Genomic DNA, 21,931 nt, shown 5'->3' with positions numbered 1-21,931 from the left:
GGTCAGTCACCTGCCTGGATGAGACCGCCCCGGCGCCGCATCAGGAACCCGGTGAACACCATCGACAGGGCGAAGAGGACCAGGGCCACCACACAGGCCGAGCCGTAGTCGAAGCGCTGGAAGCCGAGGTTGTAGACGAGCTGGGGGAGGGTGAGCGTGGACTTGTCGGGGTAGCCGGGCTCGAACTGGGTGCCCGCGCCCTGGATCACCCCGGAGGCGACCTTCCCGGCGATCAGCGGCTGCGTGTAGTACTGCATGGTCTGGATCACGCCGGTGACGACGGCGAACATCACGATCGGGGAGATGTTCGGCAGCGTGACGTACCGGAACCGCTGCCAGGCCGAGGCGCCGTCCAGCTCGGCCGCCTCGTACTGCTCGGCCGGCACGTCCAGCAGCGCGGCCATGAAGATCACCATGAGGTCGCCGATGCCCCACAGCGCCAGCAGGGTCAACGCCGGCTTGGACCAGGCGGGGTCGTTGAACCAGCCCGGCGCCGGGACGCCGATCTTCTCCAGGATCGAGTTGACCGGTCCCGTACCGGGGTTGAGCAGGAAGGCGAAGGCCATGGTGGCCGCCACCGGCGGGGCGAGGTACGGCAGGTAGAACAGGGTGCGGAAGACACCCGTGCCGGTCCTGATCTTCGTGATGAGCAGGCCGATGCCGAGTCCGAAGACCACCCGGAGCGCCACCATCACCACGACCAGCCACAGGGTGTTGCGCAGGGCCGGCCAGAACAGCGGGTAGTGCTCGAAGACATAGGCCCAGTTCTTGCCGCCGCTCCACGTCGGTGGCCTGAAGCCGTCGTAGTGCATGAAGGAGAAATAGACCGTCGAGATCAGCGGATACGCGAAGAAGACCGCGAATCCGATGAGCCAGGGCGACATGAAGGCGAAAGTCCGCAGTGCTCTTCTTCCGCGCTTCGCCGCGAGGCCCGACCGGCGGCGCCTTGCTGCCGAAGTGACCGTACTCATCGGCTACTTCGCCTGCGCGACGTCGGTGTCGATCTGCGCGGCCGTCTTCTTCAGACCGGCCTTCAGATCGGTGACCTTACCGCTCTCGTAGTCGTATCCGAACTGCTGGATCGTCACGAGGTACTGGCCGCCGTTGACGGAGGCGGGAGTGGTGGTGGAGTTCGGGTCGGCGGCGATGTCCAGGAACGTCCTGAAGCGCGGGTCGTACTTCAGCTTCGGGGATTTCAGCGCGGCCAGCGTGGAGGGCACGTTGTGGATGTCGTTGGCGAATCCGACCACTGCGTCCGTGTCGGTGGTGATGTACTTGACGAACTCCCAGGCCGCGTTCTGCCTGTGGCTGGTGGCGGCGATGCCCGCGATGGTGCCGGTGATGTAGCCCTTGCCGTACTGGGCGACCTGGTCGTCGGGCACGGGCAGCGGGGCGACCCCGATCTCGAAATCCGGCTTCGCCTGCTCGGCCATCCCGAGCCGCCACTCGCCGTCGAGCTGCATGGCGACCTGACCGGTGTGGAAGGGGTGCTTGGGACCCCACTCGTCGCCGAGGGTGGCCCGGAACCTCTCCAGCTTCTGGAATCCGCCGAGTTCGTCCACGAGCCGCTTCTGGAGTTCGAAGCCGCGCTGGAACGCGGGGTCCTTGGCGAGGTTCGACTTGCCGTCCTTGTCGAAGTAGGTCGGCGAGAACTGCGCGAAGTAGTGCTCGGTGGTGGTTTCCCAGCCGTGGTAGTCCGGCATGAATCCGAGCTGCCGGTAACCGTCCCCCTGCGCGACGGTCAACTTCTTGGCGTCCGCCTCGAACTCGGACCAGGTCTTCGGCGGATTCGCGATACCGGCCTTCCGGAACGCCGTCTTGTTGTAGTAGAGCCCGTACGCGTCACCGAGCAGCGGCACCGTGCAGCGGTTGCCGTCGAACCGGGTGTACTCGTTCATCGGCTTCGGGAACGTCTTCTCCGGGTCGATTCCCGCCTTCGCGAAGAACGGGTTGAGGTCGACCAGCGCGCCCGAGGAGCAGAACTTGCCCACGTTGTTGGTGGTGAAGGAGGAGATGACGTCGGGGGCCTTGTCACCGCCGGACCGCAGCGCCTGGTTGATCTTGTCGTCGGTCATGTTGCCGACGATGTTCACGTGGATGTTGGGGTGCGCCTTCTCGAAGCCGGCGACCAGGGCCTTGACGGCCTTCACCTCGTTCGGCGCGCTCCAGGCGTGCCAGAAGTTGATCGTCGTGTCCTTCGACGGGTCGTCCGTGGCCCCGGAGCCGGACTGCCCCGTGCAGGCGGAGGCGGCCAGGAGAACGACGCAAGTGGTCAGGGCGAAAGCGGCTTTTCGGGCAGCAGAGGGTACGACTTCGGACATGGCGAGGTCTCCCGGGGGCGGGGTGGGTGAACGAGGGCGGACGCTCTAGCGCGAGGTGTCGAAGACCTCGTCGCGGGTGGTGCCGAGCGCGGACTCCAAGGCTCCGCGCAGGACGGGGTGTTCGTGGACGTCGCCGACGACCAGCCGGGGGCGGGCCGCGGCCAGCTCCTCCAGCTCGGCCTGGACGAGGCCGCGCAGCACCTCGCCGCCGGCCGTCAGCGCGGTGCCGCTGAGGACGACGAGTTCGGGGTCGAGGACGGAGACGAGCGAGGCGAGACCGGTGGCGAGCCGGGTCGCGTAGGCGCGCAGCAACTCCCGGTAAGGGCCGGAGGCGTGGTCGGCGGCACGGGCGACCAGGGCGGTGGCCACGTCCGTGTACGGTCCCGACGGCACGTCGTCGATGCCGAGTTCCCGGGCCAGCACGGGTACGGCCTGGGAGCCGGCCAGCTCCTGGTAGCCGCCGCTGTTGGCCCGGGTCACCTGCCGCACCAGGGGCGTGCCCGGCACCGGCAGGAAGCCGACCTCGCCGGCGCCGCCGGTCCAGCCCCGGTGCAGCCGGCCACCGAGGACCAGGGCGGCGCCGAGGCCCTCCTGGTTCCACAGCAGCACGAAGTCCGCGTGGCCGCGGGCGGCGCCCAGCCGCTGTTCGGCGAGGGCGACGAGGTTGACGTCGTTCTCGTACTCCACCGGCATCGGCAGGGCGGCGGCCAGCTCGTCGAGCAGGGCGGGGGAGTGCCAGCCGGGCAGATGGGAGGCGTAGCGCAGCCGGCCCGTGTTGGGGTCGAAGGCGCCCGGGGTGCCGATGACCAGCCGGTGCACCTCGGAGCGCGCCAGCCCGGCGGCCTTGACGACGCCGTCGAGGGCGTCGGTGACCTGCTGGACGACGGGCCGCGCGGGCCGCCGTCCCGGCGTGGGCAGCTCGAACTCGCCCACCGTGCGGCCGGTGATGTCGGCGACCGCTGCACGGATGCGGGTGGGGGTGACATCGAGCCCCGCGGCGTACGCGGCGCCGGGGTCGACCGCGTACAGCTGGGCGTTGGGGCCGGGCCGGCCCTCGCTGGTGCCGGTCACCCGGACCAGGCCGGCCGCCTCCAGGCGGGCCAGCAACTGGGAGGCGGTGGGCTTGGACAGGCCGGTGAGCTTCCCGATCCGGGTGCGCGACAGCGGCCCGTGCTCCAGCAGGAGGTCCAGGGCGGCACGGTCGTTCATGGCGCGCAGCACGCGCGGGGTGCCCGGCGTACCGGCGGTTCCTGCCATGGGGTCGACACCTGCCTTTCCAGCCGCCCAGCTTCTCAGCGACCCGCCGGGAACGTCCAGTCTTGGATCACTGGCCGACCGGAGATCACTGTTAGGAAACTTTCCTATTGGGGTGGGAGGAACGTAAGGCCAGGACGAAGCGGGCGTCAAGAGACGGCGGCGCGGAGGAGACGGAGTCGTTATCTCGGGGGAGGGCCAGGCACTCGGTCGGTCCCGGAGGGAGGGCGTGGTGTCGAGGGTGGGGTACGGCGCCGGGAGGGGGAGGGGTTCGCCGAGGTCGACCTGGTGTCGTTGGCGTAGTGCGCCTCGGTGGGGTCGTCGCCGGAGGGTCCGGCGCTCATCCCTGGTTCTCTCCGTCACGCCGATGCCAGGCTGAGCCCACGCCGGGCCCCCGGCAGAACGATGGGGCACCCCGTGCGCACCACGCGCCGGAATGCCTCACCTGTTCACTCGAACGAGTGTGCTGAACCGTTCCGTTACTTGGCCGGTGGTGCCGCTCGCCCCGGCGTGATGGGTGCCGTGGCCGCCGCCTGCGGCGAGTCCGTGTTGGCGTACACCGAGGGGGCCGCCACCGCGGCCGTCGGGTCCGGGGTGTCCTCGGCGTCCTCCACCGAGGTCGCCCCGCCCATGATCCGGATGCTCGCCCGGTCGAACGCCCGCTTGATCCGCCAGCGCAGCTCCCGCTCGACCGTCAGGGACTTGCCCGGCATGGTCCTTGCGGAGACGCGCACCACCATGGAGTCGATCAGGACCGAGTCCAGGCCGAGGACCTCGATCGGGCCCCACAGCAGCTCGTTCCAGGGCTCTTCCTTGGTCATGTGCTCGGCGACGTCGTCCAGGGTGGCCTTCACGTGGTCCAGGTCCTCGCTCGCCCGCACCGTCACGTCCACGCCGGCCGTGGCCCAGCCCTGGGAGAGGTTGCCGATCCGCTTGACCTCGCCGTTGCGGACGTACCAGATCTCGCCGTCGCCGCCGCGCAGCTTGGTCACGCGCAGCCCGACCTCGATCACCTCGCCGGTGGCCACGCCCGCGTCGATCACGTCACCGACGCCGTACTGGTCCTCCAGGATCATGAACACACCGGAGAGGAAGTCGGTGACCAGGTTGCGGGCGCCGAAACCGATCGCCACGCCGGCCACGCCGGCCGACGCCAGCAGCGGCGCCAGGTTGATCCTGAAGGTGCCCAGCACCATCAGCGCGGCCGTGCCGAGGATCAGGAAGCTCGCCACCGACCGCAGCACCGACCCGATCGCCGCCGACCGCTGCCGACGCCGCTCGGCGTTGACCAGCAGCCCGCCCAGCGAGCCGCCGTCCGTGGCCTGCGGGGTGCGGCCCATCCGGTCGATCAGCTTGGTGATCGCCCGCCGCACCGCCGCGCGCAACGCCACGGCCACGACCACGATCACCAGGATCTGCAGCCCCATGGCGAGCCACGTCGACCAGTTCTGCTCGACCCAGCTCGCCGCGTTCGTCGCGCTCTGCTGGGCGTCCTGGAGCGAGGGGGCGGCCGGTTCCGTCGAGCCGGAGGGCGAGGGGGTCGGCGACGCTCCGGCGGCCAGCAGGACGGCGGGCAAGGACGACACGGCAGGTACCTCCAGGTGCTGCGCGGTCCGGCCGGTGGGCGGTCAAGGTCTTCAAGGTCACGGAAAGGTCACCGGACGGACAGGGCCACCACACTAACGGGGCATCGTGTGTGCCTCGCGCGGATTCGCCAAGGAGACACACAGGAGAGACCGGGCTCACCCGCTGTGAACAGGCAGGTGTCCGGTGGGCTTGAACAGGGCGCGATCGGGGGGATGAATGAGGTGTGGTCGAAAACACTCCCAGCCCGTTACCGGGACATGGTGGCGCTTCCACCAGGCATGAGGGGAGACTGACTGCAGATCGTCCCGGCGCGAGCCACGCGCCGCCGACGCCCAAGGAGGCACCCGTGCCGCATGTCCTGGTCCTCAACGCGTCGTACGAGCCGCTCGGTGTCGTACCGCTCCGCCGCGCGCTCGTCCTCGTGCTGGAGAACAAGGCCGTCTCCCTCGAGGAATCCGGCGCCTATATGCACAGCGCAACCGTCACCGTCCCCGCACCCAGCGTGGTCCGGCTCAAGCGATTCGTCCGAGTCCCCTACCGGGGACCCGTTCCGCTCACCCGCCGGGCGCTCTTCGCGCGCGACGGGGGCCGGTGCATGTACTGCGGTGGCGTCGCAACCAGCGTCGACCACGTCATCCCGCGCAGTCGCGGGGGCAAGCACGTCTGGGACAACGTGGTGGCCTCCTGCCGCCGCTGCAACCACGTGAAGGCCGACCGCCACCTCGTCGAGCTCGGCTGGCGGCTGCGGCACAAACCGGCTCCCCCGACCGGCCTGGCCTGGCGCATCATCGGCACCGGTCACAGGGACCCGCGCTGGCTGCCCTACTTGCAGCCGTACGGCGCGGACGATGCCCTGGCCCGGATCGACGGCATATCTGCCTGACGGGATCCGGGCCTTCGCGTACCCGCCGGCCCCCTCCGCGCGGGCACGGCACGCACCGGCTCCGGGAGCCCCCGGCGTCCCCGGAGCCGGCGGGCCCACGCCTGCCGCGGCCGGACAGGCCGATGGGTCGATCGCCGGCACGGCAGGCCATTCCCCGCAGGACGGGGCGTCGCGGCCCGCCTCCCGCAGGGCGGCCGGTCGCCCCATGCAGTGAGCCGGCCGTGGTCGGCCCAGGAGGAAGCCGGGGGCAGTCCAGGCGCCGTCGCACACCACCGGTCGTCTCCCGCTCGACCGGTTGACGAGAGTGGTCCCGCCGTCTCGGGGTAGGCCTGCCGTAATCCGTTCAAAGCGACGGCATCCGACCTGCAACCGACAAGGAGACCACCGTGGCCGCACTGGCTCACCTCTCGTTCCCGGCCCAGGCGAAACCCGTGGCGGAGTCCTCCGCCGACCCCCACGACATCCGGACCTGCGTCTTCAGCGCGGAGAGCGCCTGCGCGCAGGCCCCGCTCACCAGCGAGCCGCCCCTGCCCGACGCCGAGCCCCTGACCAGTGAGCCGCCGCTCGCCGACGCCACCCCGCTGACCAGCGAGGCGGACGCCTTCTCCGCGCCGTCGTACGAGCCCGACGACTTCCCCGCGCCGTCGTACGCGCCCGGCGTCCACGGCACGGGGGCGTAGATGACCGCGGCGTCCGAGGACTTCGAGGACGAGGACCTCGCCCGGCTCGCCGAGCTGCACGGCGTCGCCACCTGCTACAGCCCCGCCCCGGACCGTACGGTCGCCGTCCCCGCCTCCGCCGTGGTCGCCGTCCTGGCCGCCCTCGGCGTCGACGCCGCCGGGCCCGCCGCCGTACGCGCCTGCCTCGCCGCACGGGAGCACGAGCTGCGTGAGCGCCTGCTGCCGCCGACGCTCGTGCACTGGGCCGGCGACCCGCGCGGCCCAGCCGCCCTCGCCGCGCTGCCGCCCGGCACCCGCCTGAGCGTCGAGACCGAGGACGGCGAGCACCGGGACGCGGCCACCGAACTGCCGCTCGGCGTGCACCGGGTGACCGCCGTCGCCCCCGACGGGCGCACCGCCCGGGCCCACCTCGTCGTCGCCCCCGACCGGCTGCCCGCCCCGCCCGGCCGCTGCCACGGCCTCCTCGTCCAGCTGTACTCCCTGCTCTCCCGCCGCTCCTGGGGCATGGGCGACCTCGGCGACCTGGCCGAGCTGGCCGGCTGGGCCGGCCGTACCGCCGGCGCCGGATTCGTCCAGGTCAACCCGCTGCACGCGGCCGTGCCCGGCGAGCCCACCGACCCCTCCCCGTACCGGCCGTCGTCCCGCCGCTTCCCCGACCCCGTCCATCTGCGGATCGAGGACATCCCGGAGTACGCGTACGTCGCCGACCGCGAGCGGCTCAGCTCCCTGCTGGAACGGGCCGAACGGCTGCGCGCCGCCGTCCTCGACAAGGGCGCCCTCATCGACCGGGACGCGGTGTGGGAACTGAAGCGGGAGGCGCTGGAACTGGTCCTCGACGTCCCCCTCGGCCCCGGTCGCCGGGCCGCCTACGACGACTTCCGCGCCGCCCACGTCCAGGCCCTCGACGACCACGCCACCTGGTACGCCCTCGCCGAGACCCACGGCTCCGACTGGCGCCGCTGGCCCGAGGACCTGCGCGACCCCCGCTCGGCCGCCACCGCCCGGGCCCGCGCCGACCTCGCCGACCGCGTCGACTTCCACGCCCGCCTCGCCTGGCTCACCGACGGCCAGCTGCGCACCGCCCAGCGCGCCGCGCTGGAGGCCGGCATGCCGGTCGGGATCGTGCACGACCTCGCCGTCGGCGTGCACCCCGACGGCGCCGACGCCTGGGCGCAGGCGGACGTGTTCGCCGCCGGCATGTCCGTCGGCGCCCCGCCCGACGCCTTCAACGCCCGCGGCCAGGACTGGGGCCTGCCGCCCTGGCGACCCGACCGGCTCGCCGCGTCCGGGTACGCGCCGTACCGCGACCTGCTGCGCGCCCTCTTCCGCTACGCCGGGGCCCTGCGCATCGACCACGTCATGGGGCTGTTCCGGCTCTGGTGGGTCCCTCGGGGCAGCACGCCCACCGAGGGCACCTACGTCCGCTACGACGCCGACGCCATGCTCGCGATCCTGGCCCTGGAGGCCACCCGCGCCGGGGCCGTCGTCATCGGCGAGGACCTCGGCACCGTCGAGCCGGGCGTCCGCGAGACCCTCCAGCGGCGCGGCGTGCTCGGTACCTCGGTGCTGTGGTTCGAACGCGACTGGGAGGGCGACGGCCGCCCGCTGCCGCCCGACCGCTGGCGCGCCGACTGCCTGGCCACCGTCACCACCCACGACCTGCCGCCCACCGCCGCCCGGCTCACCGGCGACCACGTCGAGCTGCGCGACCGCCTGGGCCTGCTCACCCGCCCGGCGGCCGAGGAACGCGCCGAGGCGGTCGCCGACACGGCCGAATGGCTCGCCCTGCTCGGCAGCCTCGGGCTGCTGGACCTGACCGCTGCCGGTCCGCCCGGCACCGACGAGCAGGAGGAGATCCGCGCCCTCCACCGCTTTCTGCTGCGCACCCCGGCCCGCCTGATCGGCGTCTGGCTTCCGGACGGCGTCGGTGACCGCCGCCCGCAGAACCTCCCGGGAACCTGGGACGAGTACCCGAACTGGCGGCTGCCGATCGCCGACCGCGAGGGCCGGCCCGTCCCGCTGGAGGAGCTGACGGCGTCTCCCGGACTGAGGGCGCTGCTCGCGGTGTTCACGCAGGTCGGGGACGGATGAACCGCCGGACGGGACCCCGGGCGCGCGGCGTTCCGGGTGGTTCGCTAACTTGAGACCGTGGACAAGAAGAACGCCCTGCGCGCCGGCGCCCTGGCCGCCGGTACGACGCTGATGATGCTGCTCATGTCGTCCCCCGCGCTCGCGCTGACCCGCGACGACGGCGACGACCCCGGCCCGGGCCTGAGCGTCATCCAGACGCTGGGGCTCTACGTGCTGATCCCGCTCGCGCTGTTCGCGGTCATCGCCGGCCTGGTGATCGCGCTGGACAAGTCCCGCAAGAAGACGGACACCACCTCGTCCGGCGTCAGCGTGAAGCCCGGGGCCGACACCAAGGCCTGACCGGACACCGGTTCTCCCGCCGGGGGCGCCCGTCCTCCCGCCGGTACGCGCGCGACGCCGTACCCGGGTGAGGCCGGCGCCCTCGGCGTGTTCGCGACGGCCCGGACCTTTCGGAAGGGGCGCGGAGTTCACGGCGTCGCCCGCCCGGGACGCCCGTCGTCCCGGCCGGTGCCGGGCGTGGCCGGGGATCAGCCGCGCGGCAGCAGGCGGCACAGAGCGGCGGTGGCCAGGAGCAGGGCCGCGACGGCGAGCAGGCCGACGCGCATGCCCGGCAGGCAGAAGCCGCCGCCGGGGCCGGAGAGCAGACTGCCGAAGAGGGCGACGGCGAGCGCCCCACCGGTCTGGCGGAACGAGTTGAGCAGCCCCGAAGCCGTACCAGCGGCCTCCCTCGGGACGGCGTCCATCAGCAGTGCGGTCAGCGCCGGCACCGCGAGCGCCCCGCCGATGCTCAGCGGCAGCAGCACCAACCACACCGGGGTGTGCGCCGCCAGCGGCAGCATGGCCGGCATCGCCGCGACGAAGACCAGCTGTCCGGCGACGATCACCGCGTCGCCCGATGCGCTCCGCAAGCCGCGGCGAGATCAGGCTGCTCGCCGTCACCACCGCCGACATCGGCACGAACATCAGCCCGGCCGCGATCCCCGACATTCCACGCAACTGCTGATAGTTGGCTGCGCAACGTCACCCGCTGTCTCTTCCTCCACCCGGTGGGCCGGACGCTCTACGAGCCGTGGGGAGGAGACCGTCGCCCACTCGGTGGCGCACCTGCGGGCGGTCGCGGGGGCCGACCCGGACGATGCCGAGCTGACCGTGCTCGTCGGCGAACTGATCCTGAAATCACCCCGGTTCGCGCGGCTCTGGGAACGGTACGACGTCTGCGAGCGCAGCGGCGGGCAGAAGCGCTTCCGGTATCCGGCCCCATGACCCTGACCCACGAGGTCATGCGGCTCGCCCGCACGGGCGGCCAGCGGATGGTGGTCCACCAGGCGGCACCCGGCACCCCCGACGAGGAGGCCATGCTCCGCCTGGAGACCGCGGACGCGCGACCGGAGCCGGCGGCACCCTTGGGCTCTGACGCGAAGGCCATCTCCGGGGTCTGTCGGGGAGGCCACTTCCGGGGTCTGTCGGGGAGGCCGTCTCCGGGGCGGGTCGGCAGGGGGAGCGGTCCGGTCCCTCGGCCGGAGGGTGCGTCCGCCCGTCGCGGCGGTGCCGCTCAAGGGTTCGGCGCGGTCAGGTACCGCTGCACTGTCGGCCCGAGCCACCCCAGCAGTTCCTCGCGGCTCAGCTCCCGCGCCGGCGGCAGCCGCAGCACGTAGCGGGTCAGGGCCAGGCCGAGCAGTTGCGCGGCACACAGCGCGGCCCGCGCGGGGACCTGCTCGGGGTCGGGGCACACCTGACGTGCCACCGGCAGCAACTGGTCCCGGAAGACGCCCTGCATCCGCTCGGCCCCGGCCCGGTTGGTGACGCCGACCCGGAGCATGGCCGTCATCTCCTCGTTCTCCTCCCAGAGGCCCAGGAAGTGAGCCACCAGCGCCCGCCCGACCTCGTCTCGGGGCGTCTCCGTCAGGTCCGGCAGACCCAGGTCCAGCGCGACGGCCGCCGCGAAGAGGCCCTCCTTGCTGCCGTAGTAGCGCATGACCATGGACGGGTCGATGCGCGCGTCCCGGGCGATCGCCCGGATGGTGGCCCGCTCGTAGCCGTCGGCGGCGAACCGCTCCCGGGCGGCGTCCAGGATGGCGGTGCGGGTGGCGTCGGAGCGGCGGGCCTGGTTCGTCTTCGAGCTGGCGGTCATGCCAACGAGCGTAGGCCAACATACGTAGGCCAACAAGCGTTGACTGAGGTCGTCGCCCGGGCATACGGTGGTCAACAAGTGTTGGCCCACGGGTGTTGGCAAACAAGGGTTGACCAATTGACGCCGACCCGCGGTGGGACCAGCAAGCGTTGGCATCCAGGAGGCCACCATGACCGGCACCGCCGACAACAACGGCACCAGCACCCCGGAAGTCGCCGGCACCGGCGCAGTCACCCCCGGCGCGGGCAACGGCACCCGTTCCGTCATCGTCGTCGGCTCCGGCCCCACCGGCCTGCTGCTGGCCGGTGACCTCGCCGCCGCCGGGGTCCCGGTCACCGTCCTAGAGAAGCGCCCCCACGGGATCAGCAACCTCTCCCGCGCCTTCGTCCTCCATGCCCGCACCCTGGAGCAGTTCGACGCGCGCGGCCTCGCCGACGACCTCGAGAAGGTCGGGCAGCGCCTCGACCGCCTCCGTCTGTTCGGCCGGCTCGGCATCGACCTCGCCGCCCTTCCCTCCCGGTTCAACCACCTGCTGGTCCTCCCGCAGTACGAGGTCGAGAAGGTCCTGGAGCGGCGGGCGGTCGAGGCGGGCGCCGACTTCAGGTACGAGACCGAACTGACCGGACTCACCCAGGACGTGGACGGGGTGACCGTCGAGGCGCGCGGGCCCGAGGGCCGCACGCAGAGCCTCCGGGCGGCGTACGTCGTCGGTGCCGACGGCATGCGCAGTGCCGTGCGGGAGGCGATCGGGCTGCCGTTCCCGGGCAAGTCGGTGATCCGGTCCGTCGTCCTCGCCGACGTCCGGCTGGCCGAGGAGCCGCCGACCCTGCTCACCGTCAACGCCGTGGGCGGCGCCTTCGCCTTCCTCGCTCCGTTCGGCGACGGTTACCACCGGGTGATCGGCTGGCATCGGAGCCGCAATGTCCCCGACGACGCGCCGCTGGACCTGGCCGAGGTCAAGGAGATCACCCGTCTCGCACTCGGCCGGGACTTCGGGATGCACGACGCCCGCTGGATGTCCCGCTTCCACAGCGACGAACGGCAGGCGCCCGCCTACCGGGCCGACCGGGTCTTCCTGGCCGGCGACGCCGCCCATGTGCACACCCCGGCAGGTGGCCAGGGCATGAACACCGGGCTCCAGGACGCGGCGAACCTGAGCTGGAAGCTGGCCGCGGTCCTCACCGGGCCTGCGGACCCCGCGCTGCTCGACACCTACCAGGCCGAGCGGCACCCCGTGGGCAGGGCGGTGCTGCGCAGCAGCGGCGGGATCGTCCGCCTAGCCATGGCCGAGCGCCCCTGGACCCTCGCCGCCCGCGCCGCGCTCACCACCTTCCTGAACACCGTCGGCCCCGCCCGGCGCAGGATCGCCGGCCAGGTCACCGGCATCGGCTACCGCTACCCCGCGCCCCGCGGCGCCCACCGGCTCACCGGCACTCGCGTCCCGGACGTGGCCCTGTCCGGAGGCGGCCGCCTCCACGAGGCCCTGCGCGGCGGCCGGTTCGTGCTGATCACCCCGGAGCCGTGCGAGGTGGCCCCCGGCCGCGCGGAGCGGCTGACCGTGGCGCACTGGGCCGGCGACCGCCGTACGACCGTGCTGGTCCGCCCCGACGGGTACGCGGCCTGGGCCGCCGACGCGGCCGGCGCGACGGACATCGAGACGGCGCTCACCGCGCACGTCGGCGGTCAGGGCCTGTCGTGACATTCCCGTCCGCCGCGCGAAGGTGACGACACGCCCTAGTGCGGCGCGTCCCGGGTACCGGCGAGCAACTCCCGCAGCAGGTCGGCCAACTGGCCGACCTGTTCGTCGTCGAGGCGGGACAGGGCCGCCTGCTGCACGGCGAGGCCCGCGCCGACCGCCCGGTCGATGACGTCGAACCCCTTGTCGGTCAGCGTCACCTTCAGGCCCCTGCGGTCGTGCGGGTCGGGGGAGCGGCGCAGCAGGCCGGCCTTCTCCAGCTTGTCCAGCCGGCCCGTCATCCCACCGGTCGTCAGCATGAGGGCGGCCGACAGCTGACGCGGCGAGAGGGTGTAGGGCTCCCCGGCGCGCCGCAGGGTGGCGAGCACGTCGAACTCGCCGCGTGAGATGCCGTAGGGCTGGTACGCCTTCTCCATGCGGTCGCCCATGACGCGGGAGAGGCGGTAGATCCGCCCGAAGACCTCCATCGCCCTGGAATCGAGCTCGGGTCGTACGGCCGCCCACTGGCCGATGATCGCGTCGACCGCGTCCTGTCCTGCGCTCATGCGCCGAGTATCGCCCTCCGGATGTTCGACGGCAAGAAAGTGGCTTGCAAGCAAGCTGCTTAGTACTAAGCTAATTGCTGCCAAGCTACTTTGTGGAGGCATCCGATGAGAGCGAGCGCGCGCATACCCGGCGAGTGGGCCCTGCCCGTCGCCGCCGCCGTCAACGGCATCGGCACCGGCATGTACGTCCCGTTCACGCTGGTCTTCTTCCACGCCGTGACCGGGCTGTCCTTCACGGTGGTGGGCGCCGTGCTCACCGCCACCGGCCTGGCGGGCATCGCCGTGCTCCCGCTCGCGGGCACGGCGGTGGACCGGTACGGCGCGAAGCGGGTCCTGTACGCGCTGTACGGCGTGAGGGCCGCGGGCTTCGCCTTCTACCCCTTCGCCGGCTCCCTCCCCGCGTTCGCCGCCGTCGCCCTGGTCACGGCCGCCGCCGACCGGGCCTTCCCGGCGGCCCAGCAGTCCCTGATCGGCGAGGTGGCGAGCGGGACGGGGCGGGACAGGCTGCAGGCGTCGACGCGCGCGCTGCAGAACGCCGGCAGCGGGGCGGGTGCGCTCCTCGCCACCCTCGTCATCTCCCTCGCGGGCGGGGCCGGTTACACGTACGCGGCCTGGGGCAACGCCCTCTCCTTCGGGTTCGCGGCACTGCTGCTGCGGCCCCTGCGACCGGCACGGCCGCAAGCCGCGTCCGGCGCGGGCCCGGCCGCCGTCCGGACCGGCGCGGGTTACCGGCTCGTCCTCGCCGACCGGCCCTTCCTGACCGTCGCCGGCGCCAACTTCCTGAACGCGCTGAGCTATTCGGCGCTGTCCGTCCTCTTCCCGCTGTTCCTGGTGGGGTGGCTGCACGGGCCCTCGGTGCTCACCGGCGCCGCGTTCACCCTCAACACCGTGCTGTGCGCGGTCGCCGGGGTCGCCGTCGGCGCGCGGGTCCGCGGGGCCGGGGCCCGGCGCACCCGGGCGGCGGCGCTGGGCGGGTGCCTGTTCGCGACCGCCTTCGCCGGGCAGATCGTGCTCGGCACCGTACGGCCGGGCTCGGTCACGGTCCTGGGCGGCGCCCTGGTCGCCGTGGTCCTCGTCTACACCCTCGGCGAGCTGATCCACAGCCCCGCCGCCCAGGTGCTCGCGGTGGCGGCGGCACCCGAAGCGGTGCGGGGCCGGTACCTGGCGGCGTACCAGATGTCCTGGTCGCTGGCGAAGGCCGTGGCGCCGTCGCTGTTCACGGCCCTGCTCGACCTGGACGGCCGGGCGCCCTGGGCCGTCCTCGTCCTCACCTCGGCGATCGCCGCGACCCTCCTGATCCGGACGGAGTCCCGCCTGCCGGCACAGGCTGTACGACCGGTGTCGACGGCAGTGGTGAGACAACTGCCGGCGACGGAGGCTCGCGGCCGTGCCGCAACACCCCAGGAGTCCCGGTCATGAAACGATCCGTCACCGTGCCGCTCACCGCGCTCGCCCCGGTCTCGTGGGGCACCACCTACGCGGTCACCACCGCCTTCCTGCCTCCGGACCGCCCCCTGTTCACGGCGCTGGTGCGAGCCCTGCCCGCCGGACTGCTCCTGCTGGCGCTGACCGGAGTGCCGCCGAGGGGCGGCTGGTGGTGGCGGTCGGCGGTGCTCGGCGCGCTGAACATCGGCGCCTTCTTCCCGCTGCTGTTCGTGTCGGCGTACAGGCTGCCCGGCGGGACGGCCGCCGTGGTCGGCTCGATCCAGCCGCTGTTCGTCGTGGGCCTCTCGGCACTGCTGCTCGGGCAGCGTCCGGTCCCGCGCACCCTGGTCACCGGTGTCCTCGCCGCGTCCGGTGTCAGTCTCGTCGTGCTGCGGGGGACCGGCACCCTCGATGCGGTCGGCGTACTCGCGGCCTTCGCCGCCACCGCCTCCATGGCCGCCGGCACGGTGCTGACCGAACGCTGGGGCCGCCCCGAGGGCGTCGGCCCGCTGGCGCTCACCGGCTGGCAGCTCACCGCGGGCGGCCTGCTCATCGCGCCGGTCGCCTTCCTCGCCGAGGGCGCCCCGCCCGCCCTGGACGGCCGTGCCGCGGCGGGCTACCTCTATCTCGCCCTGGTCAACACGGCGGTGGCGTACTGGCTCTGGTTCCGCGGCATCGGCCGGCTCACCGCGACCCAGGTCGCCTTCCTCGGCCCGCTCTCCCCACTGACCGCGGCCCTCGTCGGCTGGGCGGTCCTCGGGCAGGCGCTGACACCGGTGCAGGTGGCGGGCACGGCGCTGGCGTTCACAGCGGCGATCGCGGGACAGCTCGGGGGAGGCAGGTCGCGATCGCTCGGGATCGCTGCAAAGAGGCATCGAAAAGATTCGACGGACGTGAACGCTCTTCGCGGCGGACGGATTCGGGAGCGCAGCACTCCCTGAACAGGTTCGGTGCGAAGGAAAGTTGGTCGGAGTTGTGCATCAGGCGGATCCGGCGCAGTGTCAGGGTGGGGGTCACGACGGCGATCCTCGAGAGGAGCAGCGTCGTCGCGTCGACGAAGAGCGTCTCGGCGTCCATCGGCCAGGGTTGGCATCGGCGCGTCCGGTATGAGAACGGTTCGGACGGCGGGTGGGCCGGCCGGACGTGCCGGCGAAAGGCGGTATCGAGCCATGGGAAGTGCGGCCACGGTGCTGGTGGTGCAGAACACCGCGCACGGCGGGCCCGGGCGGTGGGGTGACTGGCTGGCCGAGGACGGAGTCCGGCTCGAGGTGGTCCGGGCGGACACCGGGCAGGCGCTGCCGGCACGGCTGGAGCATGACGCGCTGATCGTGCTGGGCGGTGCGTACATGCCGGACGACGACGAGCGGGCACCGTGGTTGGCGGAGACGCGGGCCCTGATGAGCCGGGCCCTGGACCGGAACACGCCCGTGTTCGGGATCTGCCTCGGGGGGCAGATGCTCGCGCAGCTGGCGGGTGGAAGGGTGGAAGCGGAGTACGGCGAACCCGAGTTCGGGAGCACCGTGCTGACGCTGCGCACGGAAGCGGCCGGGGACCCGCTGTTCGCGGGGCTGCCCCCACGGGTCACGGCGATGGAGAACCACGTCGACGCGATCGTCCGGCTGCCCGCCGAGGCCCGGTGGCTGGCCGGCAGCGAGCGGTGTCCGTACCAGGCGTTCCGGGTGGGGGACGCGGCCTGGGGGGTGCAGTTCCACCCCGAGATCGGCCCGGACCGCGTTCCGCAGTGGCCTGCCGGCCGGCTGGAGCGCTACGGAGTGGACCCGGCGCGGCTGTACCGCGACGCGCTGCGGCAGGACCCTGCCGCCGCCCCCGTGTGGCGAGAGGTCGCCCTGCGGTTCGCGGCACTCGTACGGGACCGCCGGTAGCCGGGCACAGGGAAAGGGCGCCCGGCACACGGTCCGGGCGCCCTCACTCGGGCTACGCGCCGGCCGCCGCGTCCGCCGCCTGGGCCTTCAGCGCCCGTTCGACGCCCGCGCGGGACTCCGAGACGAGGCGGCGCAGCGCCGCGTTCGGCTCGGCCGTGGCCAGCCACGTGTCCGTCCTGGCCAGGGTTGCCTCGGAGACCTGGATCGCCGGGTACAGGCCGACGGCGATCTGCTGGGCCATCTCGTGCGAACGGGCCTCCCACACGCCCTTGAGGACCTCGAAGTACGTGTCGGCGTACGGCGCCAGCAGCTCGCGCTGGTCGGTCTGCACGAACCCCCCGATCACCGCCTCCTGCACGGCGTTCGGCAGCTTGTCGGAGTCGATGACCGAGGACCACGCCTCCGCCTTGGCCTCAGGCGTGGGCCGGGCCGCGCGGGCGGTCGCCGCGTGGCGCTCACCGGCGGCCGTCCTGTCCCGCTCGTACTCCGCCGCGATCTCCGCCTCGTCGTAGCGGCCGACCGCCGCGAGCCGCTCGACGAACGCCCAGCGCAGCTCCGTGTCGACAGCGAGGCCCTCGACGGTCTGCGTGCCCTCCAGCAGCGCCTCCAGCAGGTCCAGCTGCTCCGGGGTGCGGGCCGTGGCAGCGAAGGCGCGGGCCCAGGCCAGCTGGTGGTCGCTGCCGGGCGCGGCCGCACGCAGGTGCGCGAGCGTGGCGTCGGTCCAGCGGGTCAGCAGGGACTCGCGCGCGGCCGGGTCGGCGTACAGGTCGATGGCGAGCTTGACCTGGCGGTGCAGCGACTGCACCACGCCGATGTCCGACTCCTTGCCGATGCCGGACAGGACGAGGGAGAGGTAGTCGCGGGTGGCCAGCTCGGCGTCCCGCGTCATGTCCCAGGCCGAGGCCCAGCACAGGGCGCGCGGCAGGGACTCGGTGAAGTCGCCGAGGTGCTCGGTGACCGTCCTCAGGGAGTCCTCGTCCAGGCGGACCTTCGCGTACGAGAGGTCGTCGTCGTTGAGCAGGACGACCGCCGGGCGGCGCTTGCCCGTCAGCTGCGGTACGGCCGTCAGCTCTCCGTCGACGTCCAGCTCGAGCCGCTCGGTGCGCACCAGCTTGCCGGAGCCGCCGTCGAGGTCGTACAGGCCGATCGCGATGCGGTGCGGGCGCAGGGTGGGCTCGCCCTTGGCGCCGGCGGGCAGGGCCGGGGCCTCCTGGCGGACGGCGAAGGAGGTGACGACACCGTCGGCGTCCGTGACGATCTCCGGGCGCAGGACATTGATGCCCGCCGTCTCCAGCCACTTCCTCGACCACGTCTTCAGGTCGCGCCCGGAGGTCTCCTCCAGCGCGCCGAGCAGGTCGGACAGGCGGGTGTTGCCGTACGCGTGCCGCTTGAAGTAGGCCTGCACGCCCTTGAAGAACTCGTCCTCGCCGACGTACGCGACCAGCTGCTTCAGCACGGACGCGCCCTTGGCGTACGTGATGCCGTCGAAGTTGACGAGCACGTCGTCCAGGTCGCGGATGTCCGCCATGATCGGGTGCGTGGACGGCAGCTGGTCCTGCCGGTACGCCCACGTCTTCATCGAGTTGGCGAACGTGGTCCACGAGTGCGGCCAGCGCGAGCCGGGGGCGGCCGCCTGGCAGGCGATGGACGTGTAGGTGGCGAACGACTCGTTCAGCCACAGGTCGTTCCACCACTCCATGGTGACCAGGTCGCCGAACCACATGTGGGCCAGCTCGTGCAGGATCGTCTCGGCCCGGACCTCGTAGGCCGCGTCGGTCACCTTGGACCGGAAGACGTACTGGTCGCGGATGGTGACGGCACCGGCGTTCTCCATCGCGCCCGCGTTGAACTCGGGCACGAACAGCTGGTCGTACTTCTTGAAGGGGTAGGCGTAGTCGAACTTCTCCTGGAACCACTCGAAGCCCTGCCGGGTCACCTCGAAGATGGCGTCCGCGTCGAGGAACTCGGCGAGCGAGGGCCGGCAGTAGATGCCGAGCGGCACGCTCTGCCCGTCCTTCTCGTACACGCTGTGGACGCTGTGGTACGGGCCGACGACGAGCGCGGTGATGTACGTGGAGATGCGCGGGGTCGGCTCGAAGACCCAGACGTTGTCCTCGGGCTCGGGCGTCGGCGAGTTGGAGACGACGGTCCAGCCCTGGGGCGCCCGCACGGTGAACTGGAAGGTGGCCTTCAGGTCGGGCTGCTCGAAGGAGGCGAACACCCTGCGGGCGTCCGGCACCTCGAACTGGGTGTAGAGGTAGGCCTGGTCGTCGACCGGGTCCACGAACTTGTGCAGACCCTCGCCGGTGTTGGTGTAGGCGCAGTCCGCGACGACCCGGAGCACGTTGCGCCCCTCCAGCAGCCCGGGCAGGGCGATCCGCGAGTCCTTGAAGACCTCGGCGGGGTCCAGCGCGTCCCCGTTCAGCGTGACCTCGTGGACGCTCGGCGCGATCAGGTCGATGAAGGACTCGGTGCCGCCACGGGCCACGTCGAAGCGCACCGTGGTCACGGACCGGTAGGTCGCGCCCTCCTGCGCGCCGGAGAGGTCGAGTTCGATCTCGTACGAGTCAACGGTGAGCAGCTCGGCCCGCTGCCGCGCCTCTTCGCGAGTCAGGTTTGTGCCAGGCACGCGGTCATCTCCTCGATATGTGTCGGTTGCGCCATCCTTCCACGGGACCCGCAGGGAACGCGATGTCCGGTTCCCGCCGGTGGGCGGGCCGCCGGGGCGGGACGCCGGACGCATGACCACGGCACACCCCACACACACCACACAGATGGCGCACACCGCAGGAACGACACCGACGGCACGGACGTACACCGCTCGCCCCGTCCCGCCCCGGGTCCTGCGGGAGCTGCGGACGTCCGACGACGCCGGCCGTCCCCCGGCCCCCTTCGCCGACGAGGAGGGCGGCGCCCCGCTGCGCTGCTGCCTGCGCCGCAGCGAACCGGGCGAACACATCGCCCTGGTCTCGTACGCGCCGCTGCGCCGCTGGGCCGCCGAGACGGGCGCGGACCCGGGGGCCTACGACGAGCAGGGCCCGGTCTTCATCCATGCGGGCGACTGCCCCGGCCCGTCCGGCACCGGCCTGCCCTTCACCGACGCCCACCGCACGCTGCGCCGCTACTCGGCCGACGGCCGCATCCTGGGCGGCCGCCTGGTGGAGCGTGCCGAGGACTTCCCTCCCGCCCTCGCCGAGGCTTTCGCAGACCCGGAGGTGGCGCTGGTGCACGTGCGGGCGGTGGAGTACGGGTGCTTCCTGTACGAGGTGCGGCGGGGCCGAGCCGAGGGAGCGGACCGGCGAGCCGGGCCGGACGGGCGGCGCCGGGCCGGGGAAACGGCGAGGGCGGCCACGTGACCGTGACCGCCCCTGTGCCCGGTGGGCGACCTACTTCTCGGACAGCTCAGCCGCCACCAGTTCCGCGATCTGGACCGCGTTCAGCGCGGCACCCTTGCGGAGGTTGTCGTTGGAGACGAACAGGGCGAGGCCGTTGTCCACCGTCTCGTCGCGGCGGATGCGGCCGACGTACGACGGGTCCTGGCCTGCGGCCTGCAGCGGGGTCGGGATGTCGGAGAGGGCCACGCCCGGGGCGCCCGCGAGCAGCTCGGTGGCGCGCTCGGGGGACAGCGGGCGGGCGAAACGGGCGTTGACCTGGAGGGAGTGGCCGGAGAAGACGGGCACGCGCACGCAGGTGCCGGAGACCTTCAGCTCGGGGATCTCCAGGATCTTGCGGGACTCGTTGCGCAGCTTCTGCTCCTCGTCGGTCTCGTTCAGACCGTCGTCGACGAGGTTGCCGGCGAAGGGCAGCACGTTGAAGGCGATGGTGCGCTCGTAGACGTTCGGCTCGGGGAAGTCGACCGCCGCGCCGTCGTGGGTCAGCTTGTCGGCCTCGTCGGCCACCTTCAGCACCTGGCCGTGCAGCTCGGCCACGCCCGCCAGACCCGAGCCGGACACCGCCTGGTAGGTGGCGACGACGAGCGCCTGCAGGCCCGCCTCCTCGTGCAGCGGCTTCAGCACCGGCATCGCGGCCATCGTGGTGCAGTTCGGGTTGGCGATGATGCCCTTGGGGCGGTCGGCGACCGCGTGCGGGTTCACCTCGGAGACCACCAGGGGCACCTCGGGGTCCCTGCGCCAGGCGGAGGAGTTGTCGATCACGACGGCGCCCTGTGCGGCGACCTCCGGCGCCAGCGCCTTGGAGGTCGCGCCGCCCGCGGAGAACAGCACGATGTCCAGGCCCGTGTAGTCGGCGGTCGCCGCGTCCTCCACCGTCACCCCGTCCAGCACGGTGCCGGCCGAGCGCGCCGAGGCGAACAGGCGCAGCTCGGTCACCGGGAAGTTCCGCTCCGTGAGGATCCTGCGCATGACCGTGCCGACCTGACCGGTGGCTCCGACGATTCCGACCCTCACAGTGACTCCCTCTTTGTGTCTCGTGCATGACCGGGGCTTTTCCATCATGCGGCCGACCCCGGTCCACCTGTCCAATTCTTTGCGACGCGTGCCCGAGGAGTGGGACACGATCACCCGCCGGACGGTTCCGAACGTCCCCCGCAAGCCCCGCCGAGCGGCAGAAATTCCCTCTGCCGGGCACCCGGGCCGCAAGCTGTGCTGTCCCGGCCCCTGCCCGTAGGGTCACCGGCCACACCGCGGTGTGACGTACGCCTCTGCGGACCTCCGGAAACCTGCCCGAACGTTTCCGCGCGCTCCCGCGTCGTAGGGCAGACGCGTGAGGGGGTGGCTTGTGCTGCGCGGAGGGGCGCGCCGCGACCGGGCGGTGCACGCGGCCGGTGCGGACCGCGGGGACCGTACCGGCGGCGATCCGCTGGACGCGGTCCAGGAACGCCGGGTGCGGGCGGTGCTCGCACTCGGTGGGGTGCCGCAGTCGGACCTGCCGGACGGGGTGCAGCAGGTACGGCTGCGGCTGCTGGAGCGGACCGCGAGCGGGCGGGAGGCGCCGCGGGACGTGTCGGCGTGGGCGGCGGTGGTCGCCTCGAATCTCGCCATGGACTGGCACCGGGCCAAGCGGCGCCAGGAGCGGCTGGGAGAGCGGCTGGCCGCGCTGCGCGAGCCCGCGCACCCCTCCGGCGAGGAGACCAGCCTGCTCTCCCTCGCCGTCGCCCGGGGCCTGGACGGACTGCCCGCCGCCCAGCGGCAGGTGCTCGTCCTCCGGTTCTTCGCCGACCTGCCCGTCCGGGCCATCGCCGAGGAACTGGACATCCCCGAGGGCACGGTCAAGAGCAGGCTGCACACGGCGGTCCGCGCCCTGCGCGCCCGCCTGCACGAGGACGAGGTGGTGTGACGTGACCGCCGGACACGAAGGCGCGGGCGGCGCCGGGGGCGGGGCCCGTGCGCAGAGCGGCGGGGAGTACGGCGGCATGGACGCGCTGATGGCCGCGATCACGGGGGAGCCGCTGCCTGAAGAGGCCCGTCGGGATCCCT

General features: G+C 72.6%; 20 protein-coding genes. 11 read left to right on the top strand and 9 right to left on the bottom strand.

All coding sequences use genetic code 11. The annotated features are described in order from the left end of the window. Positions 1–2: 2 nt before the first annotated feature. From AC5WRT_RS28690 to AC5WRT_RS28675, 4 genes are all read right to left on the bottom strand, one after another. Positions 3–971, bottom strand: a complete 969-nt coding sequence (locus tag AC5WRT_RS28690) for a carbohydrate ABC transporter permease (protein WP_496097638.1) — start codon at positions 969–971, stop codon at positions 3–5. A gap of 3 nt (positions 972–974) precedes the next feature. Further along, entirely contained in the window at positions 975–2,321 is a 1,347-nt protein-coding gene (locus tag AC5WRT_RS28685; protein ID WP_496097637.1) for an ABC transporter substrate-binding protein, read from the bottom strand. A 45-nt stretch (positions 2,322–2,366) separates the two neighbouring features. Continuing rightward, complete coding sequence (locus AC5WRT_RS28680; RefSeq protein ID WP_496097636.1) at positions 2,367–3,578, bottom strand: ROK family transcriptional regulator; 1,212 nt, start codon at positions 3,576–3,578, stop codon at positions 2,367–2,369. A gap of 476 nt (positions 3,579–4,054) precedes the next feature. Next, positions 4,055–5,161, bottom strand: coding sequence for a mechanosensitive ion channel family protein (locus AC5WRT_RS28675; protein WP_496097635.1), 1,107 nt, complete (start codon positions 5,159–5,161; stop codon positions 4,055–4,057). A gap of 347 nt (positions 5,162–5,508) precedes the next feature. Between AC5WRT_RS28675 and AC5WRT_RS28670 the strand changes: the two genes are divergently transcribed. The 4 genes from AC5WRT_RS28670 (at position 5,509) to AC5WRT_RS28655 (ending at position 9,155) form a co-directional block, all read left to right on the top strand. Beyond that, positions 5,509–6,045, top strand: coding sequence for an HNH endonuclease (locus tag AC5WRT_RS28670; protein WP_039649619.1), 537 nt, complete (start codon positions 5,509–5,511; stop codon positions 6,043–6,045). 386 nt (positions 6,046–6,431) lie between these two features. Beyond that, entirely contained in the window at positions 6,432–6,725 is a 294-nt protein-coding gene (locus tag AC5WRT_RS28665; protein WP_496097634.1) for a hypothetical protein, read from the top strand. Next, positions 6,726–8,816, top strand: a complete 2,091-nt coding sequence (gene malQ, locus AC5WRT_RS28660) for a 4-alpha-glucanotransferase (RefSeq protein ID WP_496097633.1) — start codon at positions 6,726–6,728, stop codon at positions 8,814–8,816. A gap of 57 nt (positions 8,817–8,873) precedes the next feature. Continuing rightward, the gene (locus tag AC5WRT_RS28655; protein WP_496097632.1) at positions 8,874–9,155 is read left to right on the top strand and encodes a hypothetical protein; all 282 of its coding nucleotides are present in this window, start codon (positions 8,874–8,876) and stop codon (positions 9,153–9,155) included. A gap of 188 nt (positions 9,156–9,343) precedes the next feature. Here AC5WRT_RS28655 and AC5WRT_RS28650 read toward each other — a convergent pair whose 3' ends face one another. Continuing rightward, positions 9,344–9,724 carry an MFS transporter gene (locus tag AC5WRT_RS28650; protein WP_496097631.1) on the bottom strand — a complete coding sequence of 127 codons (381 nt, stop codon included), beginning with the start codon at positions 9,722–9,724 and terminating at the stop codon, positions 9,344–9,346. Between the two features lie 187 nt (positions 9,725–9,911). Here AC5WRT_RS28650 and AC5WRT_RS28645 point away from each other — a divergent pair, with 187 nt between their 5' ends. Further along, on the top strand, positions 9,912–10,079 hold the full coding sequence (locus AC5WRT_RS28645) for an MmyB family transcriptional regulator (RefSeq protein ID WP_496097630.1): 168 nt from the start codon (positions 9,912–9,914) through the stop codon (positions 10,077–10,079). Positions 10,080–10,368: 289 nt separating this feature from the next. Here AC5WRT_RS28645 and AC5WRT_RS28640 read toward each other — a convergent pair whose 3' ends face one another. Beyond that, entirely contained in the window at positions 10,369–10,947 is a 579-nt protein-coding gene (locus AC5WRT_RS28640) for a TetR/AcrR family transcriptional regulator (RefSeq protein ID WP_496097629.1), read from the bottom strand. 169 nt (positions 10,948–11,116) lie between these two features. Between AC5WRT_RS28640 and AC5WRT_RS28635 the strand changes: the two genes are divergently transcribed. Continuing rightward, complete coding sequence (locus tag AC5WRT_RS28635; RefSeq protein ID WP_496097628.1) at positions 11,117–12,646, top strand: FAD-dependent monooxygenase; 1,530 nt, start codon at positions 11,117–11,119, stop codon at positions 12,644–12,646. Positions 12,647–12,681: 35 nt separating this feature from the next. On the opposite strand, the gene AC5WRT_RS28630 is transcribed toward AC5WRT_RS28635, so the two are convergent. Continuing rightward, positions 12,682–13,188, bottom strand: coding sequence for a MarR family winged helix-turn-helix transcriptional regulator (locus AC5WRT_RS28630; protein WP_496097627.1), 507 nt, complete (start codon positions 13,186–13,188; stop codon positions 12,682–12,684). A gap of 105 nt (positions 13,189–13,293) precedes the next feature. Here AC5WRT_RS28630 and AC5WRT_RS28625 point away from each other — a divergent pair, with 105 nt between their 5' ends. The 3 genes from AC5WRT_RS28625 (at position 13,294) to AC5WRT_RS28615 (ending at position 16,496) form a co-directional block, all read left to right on the top strand. Next, entirely contained in the window at positions 13,294–14,607 is a 1,314-nt protein-coding gene (locus tag AC5WRT_RS28625; protein ID WP_496100746.1) for an MFS transporter, read from the top strand. Further along, positions 14,604–15,554 carry an EamA family transporter gene (locus tag AC5WRT_RS28620; RefSeq protein ID WP_496097625.1) on the top strand — a complete coding sequence of 317 codons (951 nt, stop codon included), beginning with the start codon at positions 14,604–14,606 and terminating at the stop codon, positions 15,552–15,554. The genes AC5WRT_RS28625 and AC5WRT_RS28620 overlap by 4 nt, the downstream gene beginning before the upstream one ends. A gap of 228 nt (positions 15,555–15,782) precedes the next feature. Further along, positions 15,783–16,496, top strand: coding sequence for a type 1 glutamine amidotransferase (locus tag AC5WRT_RS28615; protein ID WP_496097624.1), 714 nt, complete (start codon positions 15,783–15,785; stop codon positions 16,494–16,496). 52 nt (positions 16,497–16,548) lie between these two features. Here the strand turns inward: AC5WRT_RS28615 and pepN are convergent, their stop codons facing one another. Further along, positions 16,549–19,125 carry an aminopeptidase N gene (gene pepN, locus AC5WRT_RS28610; RefSeq protein ID WP_496097623.1) on the bottom strand — a complete coding sequence of 859 codons (2,577 nt, stop codon included), beginning with the start codon at positions 19,123–19,125 and terminating at the stop codon, positions 16,549–16,551. A 112-nt stretch (positions 19,126–19,237) separates the two neighbouring features. Here pepN and AC5WRT_RS28605 point away from each other — a divergent pair, with 112 nt between their 5' ends. Then, on the top strand, positions 19,238–19,852 hold the full coding sequence (locus AC5WRT_RS28605; RefSeq protein WP_496097622.1) for a DUF1203 domain-containing protein: 615 nt from the start codon (positions 19,238–19,240) through the stop codon (positions 19,850–19,852). Positions 19,853–19,882: 30 nt separating this feature from the next. Here the strand turns inward: AC5WRT_RS28605 and AC5WRT_RS28600 are convergent, their stop codons facing one another. Further along, the gene (locus tag AC5WRT_RS28600) at positions 19,883–20,902 is read right to left on the bottom strand and encodes an aspartate-semialdehyde dehydrogenase (protein WP_496097621.1); all 1,020 of its coding nucleotides are present in this window, start codon (positions 20,900–20,902) and stop codon (positions 19,883–19,885) included. Positions 20,903–21,233: 331 nt separating this feature from the next. On the opposite strand from AC5WRT_RS28600, the gene AC5WRT_RS28595 reads away from it, so the two are divergent. Then, positions 21,234–21,791 carry an RNA polymerase sigma factor gene (locus AC5WRT_RS28595; RefSeq protein ID WP_496100757.1) on the top strand — a complete coding sequence of 186 codons (558 nt, stop codon included), beginning with the start codon at positions 21,234–21,236 and terminating at the stop codon, positions 21,789–21,791. The last annotated feature ends 140 nt before the right edge of the window (positions 21,792–21,931 follow it).

The sequence above is a fragment of the Streptomyces sp. NTD91 genome (assembly GCF_059510455.1).
The sequence above is the reverse complement of the archived record's forward strand: the minus strand, read 5'-3'. Positions and strand labels throughout refer to the sequence as shown.

What these genes read in the sequence shown, in the direction of transcription:
- AC5WRT_RS28690 (WP_496097638.1), bottom strand. Translation starts at nt 971, where the DNA reads ATGAGTACGGTCACTTCGGCAGCAAGGCGCCGCCGGTCGGGCCTCGCG.
- AC5WRT_RS28635 (WP_496097628.1), top strand. Translation starts at nt 11,117, where the DNA reads ATGACCGGCACCGCCGACAACAACGGCACCAGCACCCCGGAAGTCGCC.
- malQ (WP_496097633.1), top strand. Translation starts at nt 6,726, where the DNA reads ATGACCGCGGCGTCCGAGGACTTCGAGGACGAGGACCTCGCCCGGCTC.
- AC5WRT_RS28625 (WP_496100746.1), top strand. Translation starts at nt 13,294, where the DNA reads ATGAGAGCGAGCGCGCGCATACCCGGCGAGTGGGCCCTGCCCGTCGCC.
- AC5WRT_RS28620 (WP_496097625.1), top strand. Translation starts at nt 14,604, where the DNA reads ATGAAACGATCCGTCACCGTGCCGCTCACCGCGCTCGCCCCGGTCTCG.
- AC5WRT_RS28685 (WP_496097637.1), bottom strand. Translation starts at nt 2,321, where the DNA reads ATGTCCGAAGTCGTACCCTCTGCTGCCCGAAAAGCCGCTTTCGCCCTG.
- AC5WRT_RS28630 (WP_496097627.1), bottom strand. Translation starts at nt 13,188, where the DNA reads ATGAGCGCAGGACAGGACGCGGTCGACGCGATCATCGGCCAGTGGGCG.
- AC5WRT_RS28640 (WP_496097629.1), bottom strand. Translation starts at nt 10,947, where the DNA reads ATGACCGCCAGCTCGAAGACGAACCAGGCCCGCCGCTCCGACGCCACC.
- AC5WRT_RS28615 (WP_496097624.1), top strand. Translation starts at nt 15,783, where the DNA reads ATGGGAAGTGCGGCCACGGTGCTGGTGGTGCAGAACACCGCGCACGGC.
- AC5WRT_RS28605 (WP_496097622.1), top strand. Translation starts at nt 19,238, where the DNA reads ATGACCACGGCACACCCCACACACACCACACAGATGGCGCACACCGCA.
- AC5WRT_RS28680 (WP_496097636.1), bottom strand. Translation starts at nt 3,578, where the DNA reads ATGGCAGGAACCGCCGGTACGCCGGGCACCCCGCGCGTGCTGCGCGCC.